A 21,629-nucleotide genomic window follows, 5' to 3' on the forward strand; every position below is an offset into this window, starting at 1 on the left:
CTTGGGGCGGGATTTAAGATGGAAGCTGATCCGTTCTGATCTCCCAAAGGGCTATCAAGCTACCTGCTGTTGTTGCGGCTGTGGAGATGTGGGCAACGTGGTAGCGTTGTCCAAGCTTCTCCGCAGGATAAGCGTCATATCCACGGCCGCCGGCGGCAGAATGCCGACCATTGCTTCGCGCCACACCGCCATCGGCGCGCGGTTGTCCAACGCCATGTGAGGGCGTTGGTGGTTGTAGAAGTCAAACCATTGGCCCAGGCCGGCGCGCAGTTCCGTGCCGTCAGCGTAGCCCTTGATATACAGGTCTTCGTATTTCAGCGATCGCCAGAGCCGCTCGATGAACACGTTGTCCATCCAGCGCCCCTTGCCGTCCATCGAGATCCGGATCTCCGCCGCGGTCAGGACGTCGGTGAACGCCATCGAGGTGAATTGCGAACCCTGGTCGGTGTTGAAGATTTCCGGCTTGCCGAACCGGGACAGGGCCTCTTCGAGCGCCGAGATGCAAAAGCCGGTGTCCATCGTGTTCGAGACCCGCCAGGCCAGCACCGCTCGGCTATGCCAGTCCATGATCGCCACCAGGTAGAGAAAGCCGCGGCCCATCGGCAGGTAGGTGATATCGGCGCACCAGACCCGGTTCGGCCGGTCGATCACCAGGTCCCGTAACAGATACGGGTAGATCCGGTGCCCCGCCGACGGCTTGCTGGTCCGCGGCTTCGGCCCGAGCGCCGCAATCCCCATCAGCCGCATCAGCCGTTGCACTCGCTTGCGGTTGACCCGCAGCCCCTCGGCCGCGAGCACCGCCATCAGCCGGCGCGAGCCCAGAAACGGCCAGCGCAAAAACAGCTCGTCGATCCGCCGCATCACGTCCAGATCATTGTCGTTCGCCGCACGACGCCGTCGGTACACCCCGGATCGCGCCAGCCCTAGCAGCGCGCACTGCCGGCGGATCGACAGCACAGCATGATCGCGATCGAGCTTCGCTCGCCGGTCCGGCACGCTCATCTTCCGGACCTCTTTGCTAAAAAATCGTTCTCGATCGTCAGTTGGCCGATTTTCGCATGCAGCTTCTCGATCTCCCGCTGCCCGGCGGCCTCCGCATCCTGCCCGATCTTCGGATCAAACGCCCGCGCCGCCTGCTCCTGCAGTTGCTTCTTCCAAGCGTAAATCTGGTTCGGATGAACCTGATACCGCGCCGCCAAGTCAGCAACCGTTGCCTGCTCGCGCAGCGCCTCCAAGGCAATCTTCGCCTTCAGCCCCGCCTCAATCTTCCGTCTCGTCTTGCTCATGTTCCGCTCCGTCTATCATGACAAAACGGCCAATTTCCAACTTAGCCCCTGGTCCCATTTCTAGGATCCACTTCAGGGGTGGAAATACCTCGATTGCGGGCGGTGTAAGTTCGGCCATTGGCTCGGTCTGCATGTAGCGATTTTGCGTTTGCCACTCGTCGTTCTGCTCGAGGAGCACGGCGCCCACGAGCCTGTTGCACGGGGAAGTCCATGTGGGCGAGGACATCGACCTCGCTATCATCGATAAAAGCGGCGAGCTTGGGCCATTTGGCGCGGAGCTGGTCGGCGGTGTGGCGCAGCGTCTGGCTAGCGCCAGCCCGGTCAGGCTGAATGAAGGCTTGGCGGAGCGCCGCCGAGACCATGCTCTGCTGGCCCTTGCCGACATAGGCCAGGGCATTGCGCATCCAGTGAACGCGGCATCGTTGCCAGGACGCGCCCATGACGCGGCGGATTGCGGACTTGAGGCCCTCGTGCGCGTCGGAGATGACCAGCTTTACCTGACGCAGACCGCGGCGCACCAGGCTCTTGAGGAAGGCAGCCCAGAAGGTCTCGGCCTCGCTGGGGCCGATGTGCAGCCCGACGATCTCGCGCTTGCCTTCGGTATTAGCGGCCACGGCGATTATCGCAGCCACCGAGACGATGCGCCCTCCCTCGCGCTGCTTGAGGTAGGTGGCGTCGAGCCAAAGATACGGCCAGTCACCGGTCAGCGGGCGCTCGAGGAAGGCGTTCACCCGCTCGTCGATATCCTTGCACAGCTTGCTCACCGTGCTCTTGCCAATGCCACTCAGCCCCATGGCCTGCACCAGGTCGTCGACGCGTCGGGTGGAGACGCCGCCAACCCAGGCTTCCTGGATCACCGCGACCAGGGCCTTCTCGGACGTCTTCCTGGGCTCGAGGAAAGGCGGGAAGTAAGAGCCCTGCCGCAGCTTGGGAATGCGCAGTTGTAGATTGCCGAGCCGGGTGTCGAGCGAGCGATCGCGGTAACCGTTGCGGTAGGTCGTCCGCTCACCAGTGCGCTCATGGCGCCCGGCGCCGATCGGGCCTTCCACGTCGGCTTCCATAAGCAGTTGCACTACGGCCTCCGCCACACTGCGCAGGAAATCTCCATCGCCGGCTTTCGCCAGCAATTCAGCCAAGGGTAGTCTGTCTTCGGTCATCGGGTCCTCTCGGGTTCGCGTGAAGCTTCGCAACTCCACCGTAGCCGCTCGATCCGATGGCCACCTAAACCCAGGCTCATGCGTTGGATCGGCCCCTCCGGCCGGCTACGCCGACCTCCGGCGCCAATCCAACGCACGGCAGTCAGACAATTTCCACCACAAGCGCGGACATTAGCCTTGCCGAGCGCCGTAGCATATTGCGGCGCGACGCCAACCGAAGCCTTACCCTTCTTGGGCAAGGCGGTGTCGTCGATGATCAGCCAGGCTTCATCGCCACCAACCAATTTATCCGCTTGGTCCCACAAGGTCGCTTCCAGTGGCGCGCTGTCCCACAGACCAGCCCCGATGAAATGATGCAGCCGGTCATAGGAAATGGCGTCCGATCGGGCCGCCATGGGCTGGATGCTTTTGCGATCACCCGGCCCGATCAAGCCGGCGATATAAGCCGGGCACATCCGTCGTCGCGTCTTGTTGCCCAGACCTTTCAGATAAGGGGCAAGCCACCGCTCCAGATCCCCCTGCCAGTCCTCGTCCATCGCCAGCCTCCATCAAAGCTGGCTCCCCATGAATCACCCAATCCGTGCCATGGGAACCCTAAAAATTAGATTTCCGCCAAAGTAGTGCTAGGGTTTGTGGGGATTCATCGTGAGTTGATGACGGCTGCGGCGAGGTAGATCATTGCCTGGAAGCTCTGGTCTGTTTTGCAGGCGCGCAGGGCGATGCGTTTGAACTCTTTGAGCTTGCAGAAGAAATTCTCGACCAGATGACGCCATTTGTAGATTTCGCGGTCGATTTTCAGCTTCAGTGCCCGGGCCGGATGCTGGGAAATGACGACCCGGGCGCCTCTTTCGTTGAGTTCTGCGACCAGAGCGTTGCTGTCGAATGCCTTGTCTGCGATCAATCCACCGAATTCGACGTTGTCGATCAGTGGCGGGACCTCGATGCCGTCATGGCGATTGCCCGGCATGAGACGAAAGCGCACAAGGTTGCCCAGGGCATCCGTCAGCGCCAGGATTTTGGTTGTCATGCCACCTTTGGAACAGCCTATGGCCTGGCTTTGAGTCCCCCTTTTGCGCCCTGGCCGTGACGGTGGACCTTGACGATCGTGGCGTCGACCATGGCGTATTCCATATCGGGTTCATCAGATACCGCGTCGAAAATCCGTTTGAAAACATCAGCGCGGCGCCAGTCGTTGAACCGGCGGTAGGCCGTGCTCCAGTTGCCAAACATCGAAGGCAGATCACGCCACGGACTGCCAGTGCGGACAATCCAAAGTACCGCTTCCAGAAACAGCCGATTGTCCCGCCCGCTGCGGCCAGGGTCACTCGCCTTGTCAAGACAATGCGGTTCCATCCTCGCCCATTGGGCGTCCGTCAGTACAAATCGTTCCATTCACAGCTTGAATCACAGCAACACCCAAATGGGAATCCCAAATCCCCACAAACCCTAGGCTCTGGACTCAACTGATCCAAGATGTGACGGCGAGGACAAGGCAAATACCAGCGAGGAAATTTCGTGCGGTTTTGTCATATCGTGTGGCGATGGCGCGCCAGTCCTTGAGCCTGCAGAAGGCGCGTTCGATGAGATTGCGCTTTCTGTAGGCGACGGGGTCGAAGGGCTGTAAGCGCAGTCTGAATGACGGTCTTGCTTTGGCGAGCGAGCGCTACGCTGCGGCTGGTAGAGCGGCCTGAGTTTTCCAGTTCCAGGGCAGCAGGGTGTCGATTTCGTTGGCCTTGGTATGGCCGGCGACAATGCGTTCGAGGATTTCGGTGAGCCAGCGAGCGGCTGGACGCCGCTGAGCTTGGCGGATCCGATCAGCGTCGCCATCAGCGCCCAGTGCTCTGCGCCGGTGTCGTTGCCGGCGAACAGGGCATTCTTCCGTCCCAGGGGGATCCGGCGGATCTCGCGCTCGACGGTGTTGGTATCGAGCTCGATCCGGCCATCGTCGAGGAAGCGGGTCAGCCCCTCCCAGTGCCGCATGACGTAGCGCATCGCCTTCGCCAGTTCCGATCCTTTCGAGATCCGCGGCAGTTGTTCGTCCAGCCACGCGTGCATCGCCTCGATCTCCGTGCGGGATCGCTCCCGCCGCATGGCGAGGCGGCGTTCGGCGGATTGCCCGCGGATCTCCGCCTCGATCGCATAGAGCCGCGCGATCCGGGCCAGCGCCTCGGCCGCGATCGGCGACTGCGTGGCCTGGTGGAATTCGTAGAAACCGCGCCGCGCATGCGTCCAGCAGAAGGCCAGCGCCAGGGCGTCGTCGGCGCGCTCCTTCACGACCTTGCCGAACCCGGCATAGAGCATCATCCGATCAGATAGAATCATCTGATCGGATAAAGATGCTCTAATTATCAATATAATAGAGCACGATATCCGATCCATCAGGATCGGAACGTGCTCTAGCCGTCCACCTGCAGAATGCCGCGGAATGAAGACAGATGCGCAGCCGGGCGCTCGCCCTTGCGATCGGTCGCATAGACGAAGGCAACCGCCGGCGGCGCCGGCCCACACCACGGGCGGTCATCGACCGCGTAGCACCATAATCGGTCGGTCTTCGTCTGCCCGCGCCCCGGATCCAGCACCGGCAGCGTGGTGTCGTCGGCGAATATCTTCTCCTGGGCCATCACATGCGAGAGGATCCGATCGTAGAGCGGCCGCAGCCACCAGCACGCCCGGCCGACCCAGTCGCCCAGCGTCGAACGATCGAGCCGGATCCCGTGTCGCTCGTAGATCTGTGCCTGGCGATACAGCGGCAGATGATCGGCGAACTTGCTGACCAGCACATGCGCCACCAGCGCCTCGCTTGCCATGCCGCCATCGATCGGCCTTGGCGGTGCCGGTGCCTGCACGGGCGGCCCGTCGCAGGACGCACAGGCATAGCGTGGCCGGCGGATCACCTTCACCCGGAACGACGCCGGCACAAAGTCCAGCATCCGGCTCACCGTCTCCCCCATCTGATGCAGCGCGCTGCCGCAGCAGGCACATTGCTTCTCCTCGAGATCGACCACGACCTCGATCTGCGGCAGGCTGTCCGGCAACGCCCCGCGATTGCGCTGCCGCCGCTTGCGTTCACGTGTCTGCCCATCCGCCGTGCCAGCTTGCGCCGCTTCGTCTCCCGCAGCCTTCGCCTGTTCGAGATCTTCCAGCGCCAGGGCCAGCTGGTCCGGATCCATTTGTTCAGAGCGTTGGCCAAAGCGATGCCGCTGCAGCTTCGCGATCAGCAGGTGAAGCTTGTCGATCTCTGCGCGCAGATCGTCATTGACGCTGCGCAGGCCGGCTTTCTCATGCTCCGCGTGGCTCACCAGGTCGCGCAGGATGCCCGGGTCGTCGGGAAGGGCGGCAAGATCGATCGGCACGGTCAAACTATCGCGAGCAACCAGGCAGGATGCCAATGACTCTCGCGTGAGCGGGGCCTATCCCGCCAGCGTCGGACGCAGGCTTTGCACCGGAGCCCGCCACTCGCAGCCTTCGAGAAGCATGGCAAGCTGCGCCGGGCTCAGCGACATCAGCGTCGTCCCGCTCTGCGGCCAGGCGAATGCACCCCGCTCCAGCCGCCTCGTCAGCAGGCACAACCCGACACCGTCGTGCCAGAGCAGCTTGATCTGTCCAGCCCGCCGGCCGCGGAATGCGTAGACCGCACCGTCAAACGGGTTCCCGCCAAAGACCTGCTGGACCAGCATCGCCAGTCCGTCGAGCCCCTTGCGCATGTCCGTCCGGCCGCAGGCAAGATAGACCCGGACACCCGCGCCGGGTGCGATCATCCGCCCCTCAGCACCGCCAGCACCCGGCTCAACGCCAACTGGTCCACCTCGGTGCCGACACGCAATACCACCCCGTCCGGCAGCGTGATCTCGATCGTCTCCATCGCCGTCGACGCTGCCGCCAAGCCCAACGCCGGCGTAGTCCCGCTTACCACCGCCCGCGCAAAGCCCGGCACCAGCGGCGCCGCTTCAGCCAGATCGCCATCCCGATATTGTCGCCGCCACGTGCTCAGTTGCCCGCTGCTGATCTCGTGCTGACGGCACAACGCCGAAACCGCCACGCCGGGCGCCAGGCTCGCCTCCACAATCGCCCGCTTCACCGACCTCGACCACCGCCGGCGTGCCCCGCGCGTGATTACCTCAACACAGTCCTTCGAAGCACTCGTATGAGGGCTCATACGAGCCGCTCCTATCGCCTCAACCCGATCCGCTTCAAAAATCTCAGAAATGCCGACGTCGCTCATGCCCACAAACATCGGGCCCAGCCTGCGTCACAACAACATTGCCGATCCGACAGCGCTTACGAAGGGCGGAATGGCGCGGCGGTTGGGCATGGGCGAGATCACCGGCCTGGTGCCTTGGCGGGTGAGGAAGGTGCTAGAGCATCATCCGATCAGATGGAATCACCTGATCGGATAAGGATGCTCGACTTATCGATATGATAGAGCACTACATCCGATCCAACCGGATCGGAAAGTGCTCTAGGTTCTGGACTCAACTGATCCATGATGTGACGGCGAGGACGAGGCAAATACCAGCGAGGAAATTTCGTGCGGTTTTGTCATATCGTGTGGCGATGGCGCGCCAGTCCTTGAGCCTACAGAAGGCGCGTTCGATGAGATTGCGCTTTCTGTAGGCGACGGGGTCGAAGTGCGGAATGGCGCGGCGGTTGGGCATGGGCGAGATCACCGGCCTGGTGCCTTGGCGGGTGAGGAAGGCGCGAAGATCATCAGCGCCGTAGGCCTTGTCGGCGATCAGCTCTTCTGGTGGCGGTATTGTGGGCAGAAGCGCCCTCGCGCCGCTGATGTCGGAGGCCTGTCCCGGCGTCAGGAGGAGTGCGGCGATGCGCCCCTGCTCATCTGCGACGGCGTGGATCTTGGTCGTCCGTCCACCCCTCGACCGGCCGATGGCCTGGCTTTGCGCCCCCCTTTACCGCCCGCGGCCGCGCGGTGTGCCCGAACCGAGGTGCTGTCCACAATGGCGATGCGCGGCGGATCCGCGCAGGCGACAAGCGCCGCGAATATCTCCTGCCAGAGGCCACGCTGGCTCCAGCGGTTGAACCGGTTGAACACAGTGGTTCGTGGCCCGTAGGCCTCAGGAAGCGCTCGCCATCGCAAGCCCTCGCGAAAGCGATGCAGGATGCCGCTCAGCACCCGGCGGCCATCAACCCGAGGCTTGCCGCCAAGCTTCGGCAGCAATGGTTCGATCGCAGCCCATTGCGTGTCGTTCAGCCAGAAAAGTTCCGCCATGTTCCAAGTCCTCCGAACAGACTTGAATCAGACGCCCCGTAGTCATGGCAATAGGTACAGAACCTAGAGCATCATCCGATCAGATGGAATCATCTGATCGGATAAAGATGCTCTAGATCTGACGCTGCCGCTCAGATCACCCCATCCGCGCCGAGACGCCCCTGGTCGGGGTATTCCCGGCCGATGGTCGCGAGAAGGCTCCAGAGATAGGGGGCGAAGGAGCGCCACACCTCGATGTGGAAGCGGGTTTCCGCGGTGCGCCAGAGCACGATGTCGGCCTTGCCGAACAGGGTGCGGGTGGCCATGCCGACGGGGAAGGCGGCGAGGTCGAGATCGAGCGGACAGAGAGCGTTCAGCATCGCCGTGCAGTCCGGCCCCTCGATCGAGACGCCGAGCTGGCGGTGGGAAATGTCGGTCAGCGCGTAGTCGTGCGGTGTCAGAACCGCGGCGAGGGCGGCCTCGAAGCCTTCCCAGGTGTCGGCGACCGGTGAGAGGAGCAGGAATTCGTCGGGGCCGAGGCGGATCGCGGTGCGGGAGCCCGACTCGGTGGCGCGGTTCATCCCGAGGGTCAGATCGACCTCCAGCGCCGCGCCTGCGGCCTCGATGACGGCGGGTTTGACGCGCAGCGAGAAGCGGACGGCGCGGGGCATCTCGCGCGTCCTTGTATCGCCGATGAGGCCGGCAAGCGGGGAGGCGAGGCGGGTCTGCATCAGGTCAGCCATCGAGCCTGGCTCCTTCACGGTCGTAGAATACCGGATCGGTGAGACGGACCGGGATCGCGCGGTCCGCGAGTTTCACGTGCAGCGTCTCGCCGATGCGGTCGCGCCCGCCGCGCACCAGGGCAAGGGCGATGGAGCGGCCGAGCGCCTCGCTCCAGTAGGCCGAGGTGACATGGCCGAGAATTTCGGCGGGCGGGGGCAGGTTGGGATCGGCAACGAGGTGGGATCCTTCCTCGAGCACGACATCGCCGGGCTCGGTGAACAGGCCGACGAGCTGCTTGCGCCCGCTCTGGCCCGCAAAGGCAGCACGATCGAGCGCGCGCTTGCCGACGAAGTCGGGCTTGGCCTTGCCGATCGCCCAGGCGAGGCCGACATCGTCGGGCGTCGCCGTGCCGTCGGTTTCCTGGCCGACGATGATGTAGCCCTTCTCGGCGCGCAGTACGTGCATCGTCTCGGTGCCGTAGGCAGTGATGTCGTGCCGGCGGCCGGAATCGAACACTGCCTCCCAGATGGCGCGGCCATAATCGGCGGGGACGTTGATCTCGAAGCCGAGCTCGCCGGTGAAGCTGACGCGGAACAGCCGGGCCGGGATGCCGGCGACGCGGCATTCGACCATGCTCATGTGCGGCATGGCAGCGCCGGAGATGTCCGTCCCCTCGACGAGCGGGGCGATCACGTCGCGGGCGCGGGGGCCCTGGACGGCGATGACCGCGTATTGCTCGGTGGTGGAGGTGAGCCAGACATCGAGCTCGGGGAACTCGGTCTGCAGGTAGTCCTCCATCATGGCGAGCACGCGCGGCGCGCCGCCGGTGGTGGTGGTGACGTGGAAGCGGGTGTCGGATAGGCGCCCGATCACACCGTCGTCGATCACGAACCCGTCCTCGCGCAGCAGCACGCCGTAGCGCAGGCGGCCGGGCTTCAGCTTGGTCCAGGCATTGACGTACATGCGGTTGAGGAACGTGGCGGCATCCGGCCCCACGACCTCGATCTTGCCGAGGGTCGAGGCGTCGAAGATGCCGACGCTCGCGCGCACGGCGCGGCATTCGCGGGCGACGGCGCGGTGCATCGTCTCGTTGCCGCGGGGGAAGTAGCGGGCGCGCTTCCAGATGCCAACATCCTCGAACACCGCGCCCTGTTCCTCGGCCCAGTCATGGATCGGGGTGTGGCGCTCGGGCTCGAACAGCGCGCCGCGGGTGTAGCCGGCGAAATAGCCGAACGGGACCGGCGTATAGGGCATCCGGAAGGTGGTGGTGCCGATCTCGGGGATCGGGCGGCCCAGCTCGGCTGACATGATGCCGAGCGCGTTCATGTTGGAGAGCTTACCCTGGTCGGTCGCCATGCCGTTGGTGGTGTAGCGCTTGACGTGCTCGACCGAGCGAAAGCCCTCGCGCAGGGCGAGCGAGATGTCCTTCGCGGTGACGTCGTTCTGGAAGTCGATGAAGGCGCGCACCGCGCCGGGGTTGCGGCCGTGCGGCGTGGCGCCGAGAAAGCCGCCGGTGGCGGCAGGGGCGTTGGCGACCTCGATCGCCACGGCGGGCGGGGCGGTAAAGCCGGCGGCGGTGGCGGCCGCCTCGCCGGCGGCGCGGCCGGAGGCGAGGGCGTCGGCCAGCGAAATGGCGCCGGCGGCAGCACCGGCGGCGCGGCAGGCCTCGGCCGGCTCACCGGGGATGAAGGCGTCGAGCGCGGGATCGAAGCGGAGCTTGCCGCGGCTCTGCGAAAAGAGATGCACACTCGGGGTGAAGCCGCCGGACATCAGCACGAGGTCGCAGGGGAGGCGCTCGCCGGCGCCGCCGTCGCGCCGCGCGATGGTGGCGGCGGTGACGCGCAGCCGCCCTTCGGTGCCGGTGAGGGTGCAGCCGGGGCGGATCGGCAGGCCGGCGGCGCGAGCAGCCTCGACCAGTTCGCCGGACGGATCGGGGCGTAGATCGGCGATCGCGGCGATGCGGGCGCCGGCGCGATGCAGCGCGAGGGCGGCGGCATAGGCGGAATCATGCGCGGTGAAGACGACGGCGTTGCGGCCCGGCAGAACGCCGTAGCGGGTCACGTAGGTGCGGGCGGCGTCTGCCAGCATGATGCCGGGGCGGTCGTTATCGGGGAAGGCGAGGGGGCGCTCGATCGCGCCGGTGGCGATCACCACCTCGCGGGCGCGGACCTGCCAGAGCCGGCCGCGGGGCTGGGTGTCGTCGGGTTCGCCGAGATGATCGGTGAGGTCCTGGGCGAGGCCGATCATGTTGTGCGGAAAATAGCCGAAGGCGATCGTGCGCGGCAGGATGGTGACCTGTCCGGCGGCCTGCAGCCAGCTCAGGCGGGTGGCAAGGAAGCTGGCTGCGGCGTCGCCGTCGAGGGTCGCATCCGTCTCGGCGAGCAGGGCGCCGCCAAGCTCGGCCTGTTCGTCGCACAGGATCACCCGCGCGCCGGACGAGGCGGCGGCCAGGGCGGCCTCGATGCCGGCGGGGCCGCCGCCGACCACCAGCACGTCGCAATGGGCGTAGCGCTGGGCGTAGCAGGCGGCATCCGCCGCCTCCGGCGCGCGGCCGAGGCCGGCCATGGCGCGGATGCGCGGCTCGAAGAACCGCGTCCACGCCGCTTTCGGCCACATGAAGGTCTTGTAGTAGAAGCCGGCGGGGATGAATTTCCAGAACAGGTCGGTGAGGCCGGCGAAATCGCGTTCGAGCGAGGGGGAACGGTTCTGGCTTTCAGCGACCAGCCCGTCATGCAGGACGACCTGGGTGGCGCGCAGGTTGGGGGTGTAGTGCCCCTCGTCGCGGCCGACGCCGACCAGGGCGTTCGGCTCCTCAGCGCCGGCACTCAGGATGCCGCGCGGACGGTGATACTTGAAGGAACGCCCGACCAGGTGGACGCCGTTGGCGAGCAGGGCCGAGGCCAGCGTGTCGCCCGGATGGCCGGCATAGGCGCGGCCGTCGAAACGGAAGGCGAGGGTGCGGGAGCGGTCGATCCGCCCGCCCTCGGCAAGCCGGAAGCGCTGGCTCATCGTGCGGCTCCGCGGTCGATCATGTCGGTGTAGGTGTTGCGACGGAGGTTGAAGAAGCGGCCGCACCCATGGGCATGGCGCCAGCGTTCCTCGAAATCGCCGCGGGCGTTGCGGCGGATGTAGAGGTACTCGGTCCAGGCGGCGTCATCGACGGCGCGCGGTTCGGCGGCGCGGACGCGATGGGCCTCGCCGCCATAGGCGAATTCGATTTCCGGGCGGTCACCGCAATGCGGGCAGGGGATCAGCAGCATGGCGGGACTCCTCAGTGCGCGACCGCGGCGGCGGCGGCCTCATCGATCAGCCGCCCCTCGGCGAAACGCTCGAGGCTGAAGGGGGCGTTGATCGGGTGCGGTTCGTCGCGGGCGATGGTTTGGGCGAAGAGATCGGCGGAGCCGGGCGTGGCCTTGAACCCGCCGGTGCCCCAGCCGCAATTGACGTAGAGGCCGGGGATCGGGGTTTTCGCGATGATCGGCGAGCGGTCCGGCGTGACGTCGACGATGCCGCCCCAGTTGCGCAGCATGCGCATGCGGCGGAACATCGGGAACAGCTCGCAGATCGCCTCCAGCGTGTGCATCGAGATGTGCAGCGCGCCGCGCTGGCTGTAGGAGATGTAGGCATCGGTGCCGGCGCCGATGACCAGCTCGCCCTTGTCGGACTGGCTGATATAGGCGTGGATCGTGTTCGACATGACGACGCAGGGAAAGCACGGCTTCACCGGCTCGGAGACCAGCGCCTGGAGCGGGAAGCTTTCGAGCGGCATGCGCAGCCCGGCCATCGCCATCACCACCGAAGTATTGCCGGCGGCAACCACGCCGACGCGCTTCGTCGCGATCGGGCCACGCGTGGTCTGCACGCCGCTGACGCGGCCGGCGGCGTCGCGGTCGATGCCGGTGACCTCGCAATTCTGGATGATGTCGACGCCGATTGCGCTGGCGGCGCGGGCATAACCCCAGGCGACGGCGTCGTGCCGCGCCGTGCCGCCGCGCCGCTGCAGCGCGCCGCCGGTGACCGCATGGCGCATGCCGGGGGCGATGTTCAGCGGCGGGCAGAACGCCTTCGCCTGCTCCGGGGTGAGCCATTCATTGTCGACGCCGTTGAGGCGGTTGGCATGGACGTGGCGGCGGAAGACCTGTTCGTCATGCACGTTATGAGCGAGCATCAGCACGCCGCGCTGCGAGAACATGACGTTGTAGTTCAGCTCGGCCGAGAGGCCTTCCCAGAGTTTCAGCGCGTGGTCGTAGAGTGCGGCGCTTTCGTCGAACAGGTAGTTCGAGCGGATGATGGTGGTGTTGCGGCCGGTGTTGCCGCCGCCGATCCAGCCCTTTTCCAGCACGGCGATGTTGCGCATGCCGTGCTTGCGGGCGAGGTAATACGCGGTGCCGAGGCCATGGCCGCCGCCGCCGATGATGACCGCGTCATACGCGGGTTTCGGGGCGGCATCGCGCCACTGGGCCTGCCAGCCGGCCTGGCCATCGAGCGCGCGCCTGATCAGGGCAAGGGCGGAAAAACGCTGCATTCGGAACTCCTGTCATCGCGACAATGCCATGATGGAGACAGCTTCACATCGCGCGATACGAAGCGGGAGTTGTATCGACGCGACATGTGGCTGATCATTTCCGCCGTGCTGCCCGGCGCGGCATCAGCGCTGGGCGGATTGCCAGTGTTCGGCGCGATGGAACGGCGCATTGCTCGGCGGCAGCGGATCGCGGCCGCGAACGTGGTCGGCGGCTTTCTCGCCGATCATGATGGTGGGCGCGTTTAGATTGCCGTTGGTGATGCGCGGCATGATCGAGGAATCCGCAACGCGCAGGCGCTCGACACCGATCACGCGGGTTTCGGGATCGACCACGGCGAGCGGATCGGCGGCATCGCCCATGCGGCAGGTGCCGCTGGGGTGGTAGGCGCTTTCGACGGCGCCGCGGATGAAGGCGTCGATCTCGGCATCGGTGGTGACATCGGCGCCGGGGGCGATTTCGGCGCCGCGAAACGGGGCGAAGGCCTCCTGCGCGAAAATTTCGCGGGTAAGGCGCACGCAGGCGCGCATGTCCGCCCAGTCCTGCTTATCGCTCATGTAGTTGAAGAAGATCCGCGGCTTGGTCGCGGGATTGCGGTCGCGCAGGCGGACCCAGCCGCGGCTGTTCGAGCGCATCGGGCCGACATGGGCCTGGAAGCCGTGCTGGGTGGCATGGGCGCGGCCATCGTAGCGGATGGCGACGGGGAGGAAGTGATACTGGATGTCGGGGTATTCGACGCCGGCGCGCGAGCGGATGAAGCCGCAGCTTTCGAAATGGTTGGTGGCGCCGAGACCGTCGTGGAACAGCAGCCAGCGCAGGCCGATCATCGCCTTGGCGAGAGGGTTCATCGACGAATACAGCGTGATCGGCTGGGTGCAGGCGACCTGGAAATAGAATTCCAGGTGGTCCTGCAGGTTTTCGCCCACACCGGGACGATCGGCCACGACGTCGATGCCCAACGCGGCGAGCTCGGCGGCAGGGCCGATGCCGGAACGCTTGAGCAGTTGCGGAGAGTTGATGGCGCCGGCGGCGAGGATCACCTCGCGGCGGGCACGGGCGACGATGTCCTGCCCGAAGCGGCGATAGGCGATGCCGGTGGCAGCCTTGCCGGCGAAGACGATGTGCGAGACCAGGCTGCGCGCGTGGAGGGTGAGGTTGGGGCGGTTGCGGATCGGCCGCAGATAGGCGTTCGCGGTGCTCCAGCGGCGGCCGCGATGGACGGTCATGTCCATCCGGCCGAAGCCTTCCTGCTGGTAGCCGTTGACATCGTCGGTCACGGGGTAGCCGGCCTGGCGCCCGGCCTCGATGAAGGCGCGGTAGAGCGGATTGGCGAGGCGGCCGTAGCGGGTGTGCAGCGGGCCGGAATCGCCGCGATAGGCGTCGCCGCCCTCGGCACGGGTTTCGGCGCGGCGGAAATAGGGCAGCACGTCGCGCCAGCCCCAGCCGCGCGCGCCCATCGCCTCCCAATGTTCGAAATCCATCGCGTTGCCGCGGATATAGACGAGGCCGTTGATCGAGGAGGAGCCGCCGAGCACCTTGCCGCGCGGCGTGTGCATCCGCCGCCCGCCGAGATGCGGCTCGGGCTCGCTGTGATAGCCCCAGTCGTATTTCCTGGTGTTCATCGGGATCGACAGCGCGCTCGGCATCTGGATGAAGGGCGAGCGGTCGGAGCCGCCGAATTCGAGCAGCAGCACGGTGGTGCTGCCATCCTCGGTGAGGCGGTTGGCCATCGCGCAGCCGGCGGAGCCGGCACCGACGATGATGTAGTCGTATTCGCTGGGCATGATTAACGTCTCGTCAGTAAGGAGAGTCCACCGGTGCCAGGGCGACGTAGACGCTCTTGATTTCGGTATAGGCGTCGATCGCGGCGCGGCTGTTCTCGCGGCCGTAGCCGGACTGCTTCATGCCGCCGAAGGGAAGCTCGATCGGCGTGATGTTGTAATGATTGATCCAGCAGGTGCCGGCCTCGAGGCGGGCGACGAGTGTGTGGGCGCGGGCGAGGTCGCGGGTGAAGACGGCGGCGGCGAGGCCGTAGGGGGTGGCGTTGGCGCGGGCGATCGCCTCGTCCTCGTCGTCGAAGGCGAAGACCGACATGACCGGGCCGAAGATTTCCTCGCGCGCGATCGTCATGTCATCGGCGCAGCCGGCGAAGATGGTGGGTTCGATGAAGGTGTTGCCGGCGGGCACGCCCTCGGTGCGGCGCCTTCCACCGCAGATAAGGCGCGCGCCCTCTCGCTGGCCGGCCTCGATGAAGCCCATGACCCGGTCGGCGTGTTCGGGCGAGATCAGCGCGCCGATCTCGGTGGCGGGATCGAGCGGATCGCCGATGACGAGGCGCTGCGCGCGAGCGGCGAGGGTTTCGACGAAACGGTCCTGCACCGAGCGGTGGACGAACACGCGGGTGCCGTTCGAGCAGATTTCGCCGGAGGAGTAGAAATTCGCCAGCATGGCGGCGGCCACCGCGCTGTCGAGATCGGCATCGGCGCAGACGATGAGCGGGGATTTGCCGCCGAGTTCGAGCGTGACGCGCTTGAGGCTGGCGGCAGCCTCGGCGGCGACGGCCTTGCCGGTGGGGACCGATCCGGTGAGGGAAATTTTCGCGACGCCGGGATGGCGGACGAGGGCGAGGCCGGTTTCACCAAAACCGTTGATGACGTTGAACAGCCCATCCGGCACGCCAGCCTCGCGGTAGATGGCGGCGAGTTCGAGGGCGGTCAGCGGGGTTTGCGGCGCGGGCTTGAAGATGACCGCATTGCCGCATGCGAGGGCAGGGGCGGATTTCCAGCAGGCGATCTGCAGCGGGTAGTTCCAGGCGCCGATGGCGGCAACGACGCCGAGCGGCTCACGCCGGGTGTAGCCGAAAGCGCTGGGCCCGAGATCGACCGCCTCGCCGGTGATGGAAGCGGCGATACCGCCGAAATATTCGAGGCACTCGGCGCCGGAGATGACATCGACAACGCTGGTTTCAGCGATCGGGCGGCCAGTGTCGAGCGTTTCGGTGCGGGCGAGTTCATCGTTGCGTTCTCGCAACAGGGACGCGGCGCGGAGCAGGATGCGCCCGCGCGCCGCGGCGGGGGTCGCAGCCCAGGCGCGCTGGGCCTCGCGCGCCGCGGCGACGGCGGCGGCGACGGTTTCGGCGTCGGCGATCTCGATCTGGGCCAGCACGCCGCCGGTAGCGGGGTTGCGGGTTTCGAAACGCGCGAGGCCGGCGCGCGACCAGGGGCCGCCGGCGATGAAATTGCGGCGGGGTTCGCCTGTCATGGCAGCGCTCCGGTTCAGCTGGTGGCGAGGGCGGGGGTCGGGCTCGCGTCATTCATCGTGGCGCGGCCCGCATGGGTGAGGGCGTCGAGCACCTCGTTGGCGCCGCACCAGCCGACGATGCGCCCGTCTTCGGCAACCAGCACGGGATGACCGCTGCGCTGGCGCTGCTCGACGACATCCTTCAGCAGATGGGTGGTCTCGACGATGCCGATGGCACCTTCCGGTGTCGCGGTTTCCCCATCGATCGGGTGGACGGCGATTGCCGCGCCGTTGCACGAGAGACCGTCCAGCGTGCCATCGGGGCGGAGCGACAGGCGGTAGTGCGAAGGGCCATCGGCGAAGGTGAATTGCGCCCCGTGGGCATCGGCCGCGGCATCGAGCGGCCGCATCAGCGAGGCGGCGCGGATGGCGGTGAGGGGGTTCATGTGGCGGACGAATTCCGCGACGTATTCGGTGGCCGGACGCAGCACGATGTCTTCCGGCGCGCCAACCTGGATCACCTGGCCGTCCTTCATGATCGCGATACGGTTGCCGAGCTTCAGCGCTTCGTCGAGATCGTGGGTGACGAAGATGATGGTCTTGTGGAGGCGCTGCTGCAGCGAGAGCAGTTCGTCCTGCAGCTTGTTGCGGATCAGCGGATCGAGGGCGGAGAAGGGTTCGTCCATCAGCAGGATGTCGGGATCGGTGACGAGGGCGCGGGCGAGGCCGACGCGCTGCTGCATGCCGCCCGAAAGCTCGTGCGCGTGCTTCTCCGCCCAGGGCAGCAGGCCGACGAGATCGAGCCAGCGGTCGACCGCCGCGCGGGCTTCGGTCTCGCCGGTGCGGCGCAGTTCGAGGCCGAGTTCGACATTGCGGCGCACGGTGCGCCAGGGCAGCAGGGCGAATTGCTGGAACACCATCGAGACGGCGCGGTTGCGCAGGGCGCGCAGTGTGGCGGGCGGCGGATTGGTGATGTCCACCATCTCGTTATTGTGCGAAATGAGGATGCGGCCGCGCGAGATCTTGTTCAGGCCGTTGACGGCCCGCAGCACGGTGGTTTTGCCCGAGCCGGACAAACCCATGATGACGAAGATCTCACCCTTCGCGATCTCGAGATTCACATCGGCGGCGCCGACGACGACGCCGGTCGCCTCGATGATGTCGGCGCGGGTCTGGCCCGCGTCGAGCATCGCGGCAGCGCGTGCCAAGGGCGCGCGGGCGGCGCGCCTTGCGGCTGGGGGAAACAGGATATCGACATGCTCGAAGCGGGCGGCGAATTCGGGGTTCATGCGTTTTCGCGCTCCGGCCTGAACACGCGGTCGAGAATGACCGCGAGGATGACAATGGCGAGGCCCGAGGTGAAGCCGCGGCCGATCTGCACGGTTTCCATCGCCTCGACCACGGGCTCGCCGAGCCCGCCGGCGCCGACCAGCGCGGCAATGACGACCATGGACAGGCTAAGCATGATGACCTGCGTGAGGCCGGCGAGAATGGTTGGCAGAGCTGCCGGGATCTCGACCTTCCAGAGCAGTTCCCACGGCGAGGCACCGAAGGCCTGGCCGGCCTCGATCAGCGGGCGCGGCACATTCGAAATGCCGACATAGGTCAGGCGAACCGGCGTTGGCGCGACGAACACGATGGTCGAGATGAGGCCCGGAACGCTGCCGAGGCCGAAGAGCACCAGCGTCGGGATCAGGTACACGAAGGTGGGCAGTGTCTGCATCAGGTCGAGCACGGGTCGCAGAATGCGGTAGAGTGTCGGGTGATGCGCGGCGGCGACGCCGAGCGGCATGCCGATCAGCATGCAGGCGAGGGTGGCGTAGGCGACGAGGGAGATCGTCTCCAGCGTGCGCTCCCAATATCCCTGGTTGAGCACGAAGGCGAGGGCGAGCAGGACGAACAGCGCGAGCTTCCAGGATTTCTTGAAATACCAGGTCAGACCGGCAAAGATGACGATCAGGACGATTGCAGGGACGGCGTCGAGCGCGGCCGTAGTCGTATCGAGCAGGAAGCCGAGCACGCTCGACAGAACATTGAACAGCCCCTGGAAATTATCCTTCAGTGCGTTGACGAGCGCCGTCGCCCACGTCCCGAGCGGAATGGCGTGGTGGACGATCCAGTGCTGCACGCTATCGATCGCGTTCATCGGTCAGCCTCCGCGAGCCGGCGCGCACCGGACGGGCGCGCCGGAGAAACAACGGGCCTGATCAGTTCAGGCCGGCGAGGACGGCCGCGGCGCCGGGCTTGCCGGAGACCGTGGTGACGCCATCGAGGGTTTTCTTCACCCAGTCCGGATGGGCCTTGAGCCATGCGGCGCCAACCGCAGAAGCCTGCTGATGCTTGACCTGGACGTCATACATCATCTTGTTCTCGTCGTTGACCGTCAGATAGAAATTATGCAGCAGACGGCCAACATTCGGGCAATCCTTGGCGTAGTCGTGCCTTGTATTGATGTAGAGCGTCGCCTCGCCCTGACGCGGGCCGAAATAGTTCTTGCCGCCGGTGAGATAGTTGATGTGGAACTCGACATTCATCGGATGCGGTTCCCAGCCGAGGAAGACGATCGCCTGCTGCTTCGGATATTTGCGCGCGACTTCGGCGAGCATGCCCGCTTCGCTGGACTGTACGAGGTGGAACTTGCCGAGATCGAATGTATTCGACTTGATCATCGACAGGACATGTTCGTTGCCGTCATTGCCCGGCTCGATGCCATAGATCTTGTAATGCAGTTGCTTGGCAAATTTATGGATGTCCGCGAAGGTCTTCAGCCCTTTCTCGTACAGGTAATGCGGCACCACGAGCGTATATTTGGCATGCTTGAGATCAGGGCCGATGACGTCGATCTCGTGTTTCGCCTCGTAGGGCTTTGTGGTGCCGTCCTGCGACGGTGTCCAGTTGTCGAGGAAGACGTCGATCTTGTTGTTGCTGAGACCGGCATACATCACTTCAAGAGAATAGAGCTTGATGTCGGTCTTGTAGCCGAGCGAGGTCGCGACCTTTGAAAACACGGCGTTCTGCACCGCGTTGTCGGTCCAGCCGATATTGGCCATCCGGATCGTCCGGCATGACGCGGGAACGGCTGCATGCGCGATGCCCATACCCATCACGAAAGTAGCCAGCGTTGTGCCTAGAATGGATTTTCTCATTGTTGGTTCCTTTGCTCCGTTATGAATGACCGGTTCGCTCATGCGACCCGCATTGTCCTGCCCTGTCCTTGGAGTTCGTTTTTTCAATCACATAGCGGATGATTGCTGACGGGCTGTATTGCATGGAATCGACGCAGGGCTTGCATCGTTCCGTTTGGGCGGCCCTCGTCAGTGAGGCGGGGCGGCGGCGAGATTGACGATGATGACGCCTAAGGTGATCGTCATGATGCCGAGTATTGTCATCGGCGTAAGATGCTGCCCGAAGCGGAGCCAGCCCACAGCGCTGACGAGAATGATCCCCGCGCCGCTCCAGATGGCGTAGACCACACCGATCGGCATCGAGCGGACGAGAATGGCAAGAAGGTAAAATGCCGCAGCATAAAACACGAGGGTGCCCAAGGCGGGGAGTGCCAGGGTAAACCCGTCTGACGCTTTCAGAAACGACGTCCCTGCCACCTCGCACGCAATTGCGATGGCGAGCAGGGTGTAGGACTTCAGCTCGTTCATCTCATTCATGATCGAGGTAAACGATTGCGCGGTCAACCCACAATGTGGAGTTTATCCATCATGTTCTTAAATCCAATGGATATATATGGACTTTTTGAAAATTGAATATAGCAGCAAAGCCTTGCGCCCGGAGGCAATTCATCCATTCGCTGAGAGATGCGGAAATGTCACAGCTGTTCGATTTGGTACGAAAATGACGCTTTTTTACAAATTTATGACGGTCATATTCAAGACGTTCTGTCGCAGCCGTTCAAGGTTGGGCGGGCGAAAGATACATAATCGCGAAGTCATGACGTCAGGGATAGGCGCTTAAGTGAGGCATGCGCGCCGCCTCACGCACGGATCGTCCGGCAGGCCCGCATTGCGGAGTTTTCTGGTTTTGTCGTTTCTTGCGACGGAGTTTTGCGGGCGCAACCACGGCTTGCCCGCGCACATCCCGGCGGGAAGGGCGCACATGGACAATGCCGCGGGGCGACGGAGTTGGCCAGCCGCGTTGGTGCCGGGCTTCTTTAACTAACAACAGGGTAGTAGGATGAAAACGAAAAGACTGATCGGACGGAAAACTCTCGCTGGAGCCAGCGTGCTGGCCCTGATGGCCTGCGCATCGCCGGCCTTTGCGATGAACCTGCCTGCGGCCCAGAAATTCGATGCCGGCCCGCTCGGCACGCTGGATGTCAGCGGTGGGTTCGACGGGTATTTCTATGCGCTGTCGGGCGCGAGCAGAACAAATCCTCTGGGGATTCAGAAATCCACAGGCGCAATCGCGCGTACGCTCGAGGTCGATATCACCAAGTCGACCGGGCAGTTCCAGTTCACTCTCGACGTGAAGCCGAGCAGCTCGCTTTATTTCGGCGCGCAGCCCACTGAGTTGAATGCCCATACGTTTTCGCTTGGGCCGATCTACGCAGCCTATGCGACTTGGGCTCCCAACGCCAACTTCAACATATCCGTTGGTCAGGTGTATTCCACCGAGGGTTGGGAATCCTCGACCGACTGGAAGAACGCCAACCTGATCGACTCTCCGCTCTATTACGTCGAGAATTCATCAAGCCGTGGCGTTCAGGCGAGCTACACCTACGGCAAGCTCTCTGCCACGCTGACCTTCGGCGACGGGTTCGACACTGGCGTGTTCAACACGTTCCAGGAACTTGTGACCTACTCGTTTGATAACAACAACGCGCTTTCGTTCTACGGCACCCAGAATGTCGGCGTGACCGGGCCGGCAGCCCATGCGTACGGTACAACCAGCACTGCCTATGCCAATAGCTACACGCTGACGGGCTATGGCAATTACAACGCAGCCTACGAAAATTCGGATATGTACGGCGCTTACTATTCATATACCCAAGGCAATCTGAACGTTGTGCCGGAGGTGCAATATGTATACGCCAAACCGAACAGCCGGCTTGGTCTCAACAAATTTACCAGCAACTTTGGCGCCGAAGTGATCACTAACTACCAGTTCGGCAAGTCGCCGTGGTCCCTCGGCAGCATGGTATTCTACTACAAGAATATCGGCCAGGAAGGCTGGTATCTGAACGCCAACTCGTCCGGCTTCGGAATCGGGGTGACGCCGTCCTGGATCAAGGGACATGTTTTTGTGCGTGGCGAGGTGGGGCTGCTGCACCTGACTGACCTTGGAACCGGATCGAATGGCGGCTTTGGCTCGCGTGGCACCGATCGCAACCAGGTGATGAGCATCCTCGAAGCGGGTCTCGCGTTCTGACGATTCGCGTTTCACGAAACCTTCATATCCGGCCGCCCTCGTGGCGGCCGGAGACGATGGGCGAGGGCTTCGCCGCGAGCTATACGGTCGCCGCCGGCTGATCCTCGCCACCGAA

Annotated in this window: 15 protein-coding genes and 6 pseudogenes; 1 reads left to right on the forward strand and 20 read right to left on the reverse strand. The window is 64.6% G+C overall.

Features of this window, described 5'->3' with window-relative positions; genetic code table 11:
* Nucleotides 1-180: 180 nt before the first annotated feature.
* From HUW10_RS03400 to HUW10_RS03490, 20 genes and pseudogenes are all read right to left on the reverse strand, one after another.
* Nucleotides 181-1,286, reverse strand: a pseudogene (locus HUW10_RS03400) (IS3 family transposase); the annotation flags it as partial.
* An 88-nt stretch (nucleotides 1,287-1,374) separates the two neighbouring features.
* Nucleotides 1,375-2,443: pseudogene (locus tag HUW10_RS03405) on the reverse strand (IS256 family transposase); the annotation flags it as partial.
* 134 nt (nucleotides 2,444-2,577) lie between these two features.
* Nucleotides 2,578-2,979 (reverse strand): annotated as a pseudogene (locus HUW10_RS03410) (transposase); the annotation flags it as partial.
* 104 nt (nucleotides 2,980-3,083) lie between these two features.
* Nucleotides 3,084-3,835, reverse strand: a protein-coding gene (locus tag HUW10_RS03415) for an IS5 family transposase (RefSeq protein ID WP_174502217.1) whose coding sequence is annotated in 2 segments (ribosomal slippage) — nucleotides 3,084-3,505 and nucleotides 3,505-3,835 — 753 coding nt in all. Because the reading frame shifts where the segments join, the coding sequence is not laid out codon by codon here.
* Nucleotides 3,836-3,902: 67 nt separating this feature from the next.
* Nucleotides 3,903-4,055 (reverse strand): annotated as a pseudogene (locus HUW10_RS18265) (transposase); the annotation flags it as partial.
* 224 nt (nucleotides 4,056-4,279) lie between these two features.
* A pseudogene (locus tag HUW10_RS18455) lies at nucleotides 4,280-4,822 on the reverse strand (IS66 family transposase); the annotation flags it as partial.
* A 17-nt stretch (nucleotides 4,823-4,839) separates the two neighbouring features.
* Nucleotides 4,840-5,796, reverse strand: coding sequence for an IS66 family transposase (tnpC, locus tag HUW10_RS18460; RefSeq protein WP_254592121.1), 957 nt, complete (start codon nucleotides 5,794-5,796; stop codon nucleotides 4,840-4,842).
* Between the two features lie 57 nt (nucleotides 5,797-5,853).
* Nucleotides 5,854-6,201 (reverse strand): IS66 family insertion sequence element accessory protein TnpB, encoded by a 348-nt coding sequence (gene tnpB, locus HUW10_RS03430; protein WP_174502219.1) that lies wholly within the window; start codon nucleotides 6,199-6,201, stop codon nucleotides 5,854-5,856.
* Nucleotides 6,198-6,677: an IS66-like element accessory protein TnpA gene (tnpA, locus tag HUW10_RS03435; RefSeq protein WP_174502220.1), complete on the reverse strand. Its 480-nt coding sequence runs from the start codon at nucleotides 6,675-6,677 to the stop codon at nucleotides 6,198-6,200. The genes tnpB and tnpA overlap by 4 nt, the downstream gene beginning before the upstream one ends.
* 238 nt (nucleotides 6,678-6,915) lie before the next feature.
* A pseudogene (locus HUW10_RS03440) lies at nucleotides 6,916-7,670 on the reverse strand (IS5 family transposase).
* A gap of 131 nt (nucleotides 7,671-7,801) precedes the next feature.
* Nucleotides 7,802-8,392: a sarcosine oxidase subunit gamma gene (locus tag HUW10_RS03445; RefSeq protein ID WP_174502222.1), complete on the reverse strand. Its 591-nt coding sequence runs from the start codon at nucleotides 8,390-8,392 to the stop codon at nucleotides 7,802-7,804.
* The gene (locus tag HUW10_RS03450; RefSeq protein ID WP_174502223.1) at nucleotides 8,385-11,381 is read right to left on the reverse strand and encodes a sarcosine oxidase subunit alpha family protein; all 2,997 of its coding nucleotides are present in this window, start codon (nucleotides 11,379-11,381) and stop codon (nucleotides 8,385-8,387) included. The genes HUW10_RS03445 and HUW10_RS03450 overlap by 8 nt, the downstream gene beginning before the upstream one ends.
* A complete protein-coding gene (locus tag HUW10_RS03455; protein WP_174502224.1) occupies nucleotides 11,378-11,632 on the reverse strand; it encodes a sarcosine oxidase subunit delta in 255 nt (84 codons plus the stop codon). The genes HUW10_RS03450 and HUW10_RS03455 overlap by 4 nt, the downstream gene beginning before the upstream one ends.
* A gap of 11 nt (nucleotides 11,633-11,643) precedes the next feature.
* Nucleotides 11,644-12,897, reverse strand: coding sequence for a sarcosine oxidase subunit beta family protein (locus HUW10_RS03460; protein WP_174502225.1), 1,254 nt, complete (start codon nucleotides 12,895-12,897; stop codon nucleotides 11,644-11,646).
* A gap of 123 nt (nucleotides 12,898-13,020) precedes the next feature.
* A complete protein-coding gene (gene betA, locus HUW10_RS03465; RefSeq protein ID WP_174502226.1) occupies nucleotides 13,021-14,679 on the reverse strand; it encodes a choline dehydrogenase in 1,659 nt (552 codons plus the stop codon).
* Nucleotides 14,680-14,692: 13 nt separating this feature from the next.
* Nucleotides 14,693-16,156: a betaine-aldehyde dehydrogenase gene (gene betB / locus HUW10_RS03470; protein ID WP_174502227.1), complete on the reverse strand. Its 1,464-nt coding sequence runs from the start codon at nucleotides 16,154-16,156 to the stop codon at nucleotides 14,693-14,695.
* 14 nt (nucleotides 16,157-16,170) lie between these two features.
* Nucleotides 16,171-17,424, reverse strand: coding sequence for a glycine betaine/L-proline ABC transporter ATP-binding protein (locus HUW10_RS03475; RefSeq protein ID WP_174502228.1), 1,254 nt, complete (start codon nucleotides 17,422-17,424; stop codon nucleotides 16,171-16,173).
* Nucleotides 17,421-18,281, reverse strand: a complete 861-nt coding sequence (gene choW, locus HUW10_RS03480; protein ID WP_174502229.1) for a choline ABC transporter permease subunit — start codon at nucleotides 18,279-18,281, stop codon at nucleotides 17,421-17,423. The genes HUW10_RS03475 and choW overlap by 4 nt, the downstream gene beginning before the upstream one ends.
* Nucleotides 18,282-18,342: 61 nt before the next feature.
* The gene (locus HUW10_RS03485) at nucleotides 18,343-19,281 is read right to left on the reverse strand and encodes an ABC transporter substrate-binding protein (RefSeq protein ID WP_174502230.1); all 939 of its coding nucleotides are present in this window, start codon (nucleotides 19,279-19,281) and stop codon (nucleotides 18,343-18,345) included.
* A gap of 168 nt (nucleotides 19,282-19,449) precedes the next feature.
* Nucleotides 19,450-19,788, reverse strand: a complete 339-nt coding sequence (locus HUW10_RS03490; RefSeq protein ID WP_174502231.1) for a multidrug efflux SMR transporter — start codon at nucleotides 19,786-19,788, stop codon at nucleotides 19,450-19,452.
* A 532-nt stretch (nucleotides 19,789-20,320) separates the two neighbouring features.
* On the opposite strand from HUW10_RS03490, the gene HUW10_RS03495 reads away from it, so the two are divergent.
* A complete protein-coding gene (locus tag HUW10_RS03495) occupies nucleotides 20,321-21,514 on the forward strand; it encodes an outer membrane beta-barrel protein (RefSeq protein ID WP_174502232.1) in 1,194 nt (397 codons plus the stop codon).
* The last annotated feature ends 115 nt before the right edge of the window (nucleotides 21,515-21,629 follow it).

It is taken from the genome of Acidiphilium sp. C61 (genome assembly GCF_905116885.1).
GTDB lineage: Bacteria > Pseudomonadota > Alphaproteobacteria > Acetobacterales > Acetobacteraceae > Acidiphilium.

Excerpts from the sequence above, each read along its gene's own strand:
- tnpB (WP_174502219.1), bottom strand. The coding sequence starts at position 6,201 with ATGATCGCACCCGGCGCGGGTGTCCGGGTCTATCTTGCCTGCGGCCGG.
- tnpA (WP_174502220.1), bottom strand. The coding sequence starts at position 6,677 with ATGTTTGTGGGCATGAGCGACGTCGGCATTTCTGAGATTTTTGAAGCG.
- HUW10_RS03445 (WP_174502222.1), bottom strand. The coding sequence starts at position 8,392 with ATGGCTGACCTGATGCAGACCCGCCTCGCCTCCCCGCTTGCCGGCCTC.
- HUW10_RS03450 (WP_174502223.1), bottom strand. The coding sequence starts at position 11,381 with ATGAGCCAGCGCTTCCGGCTTGCCGAGGGCGGGCGGATCGACCGCTCC.
- HUW10_RS03455 (WP_174502224.1), bottom strand. The coding sequence starts at position 11,632 with ATGCTGCTGATCCCCTGCCCGCATTGCGGTGACCGCCCGGAAATCGAA.
- HUW10_RS03460 (WP_174502225.1), bottom strand. The coding sequence starts at position 12,897 with ATGCAGCGTTTTTCCGCCCTTGCCCTGATCAGGCGCGCGCTCGATGGC.
- betA (WP_174502226.1), bottom strand. The coding sequence starts at position 14,679 with ATGCCCAGCGAATACGACTACATCATCGTCGGTGCCGGCTCCGCCGGC.
- betB (WP_174502227.1), bottom strand. The coding sequence starts at position 16,156 with ATGACAGGCGAACCCCGCCGCAATTTCATCGCCGGCGGCCCCTGGTCG.
- HUW10_RS03475 (WP_174502228.1), bottom strand. The coding sequence starts at position 17,424 with ATGAACCCCGAATTCGCCGCCCGCTTCGAGCATGTCGATATCCTGTTT.
- choW (WP_174502229.1), bottom strand. The coding sequence starts at position 18,281 with ATGAACGCGATCGATAGCGTGCAGCACTGGATCGTCCACCACGCCATT.
- HUW10_RS03485 (WP_174502230.1), bottom strand. The coding sequence starts at position 19,281 with ATGAGAAAATCCATTCTAGGCACAACGCTGGCTACTTTCGTGATGGGT.
- HUW10_RS03490 (WP_174502231.1), bottom strand. The coding sequence starts at position 19,788 with ATGAACGAGCTGAAGTCCTACACCCTGCTCGCCATCGCAATTGCGTGC.
- HUW10_RS03495 (WP_174502232.1), top strand. The coding sequence starts at position 20,321 with ATGAAAACGAAAAGACTGATCGGACGGAAAACTCTCGCTGGAGCCAGC.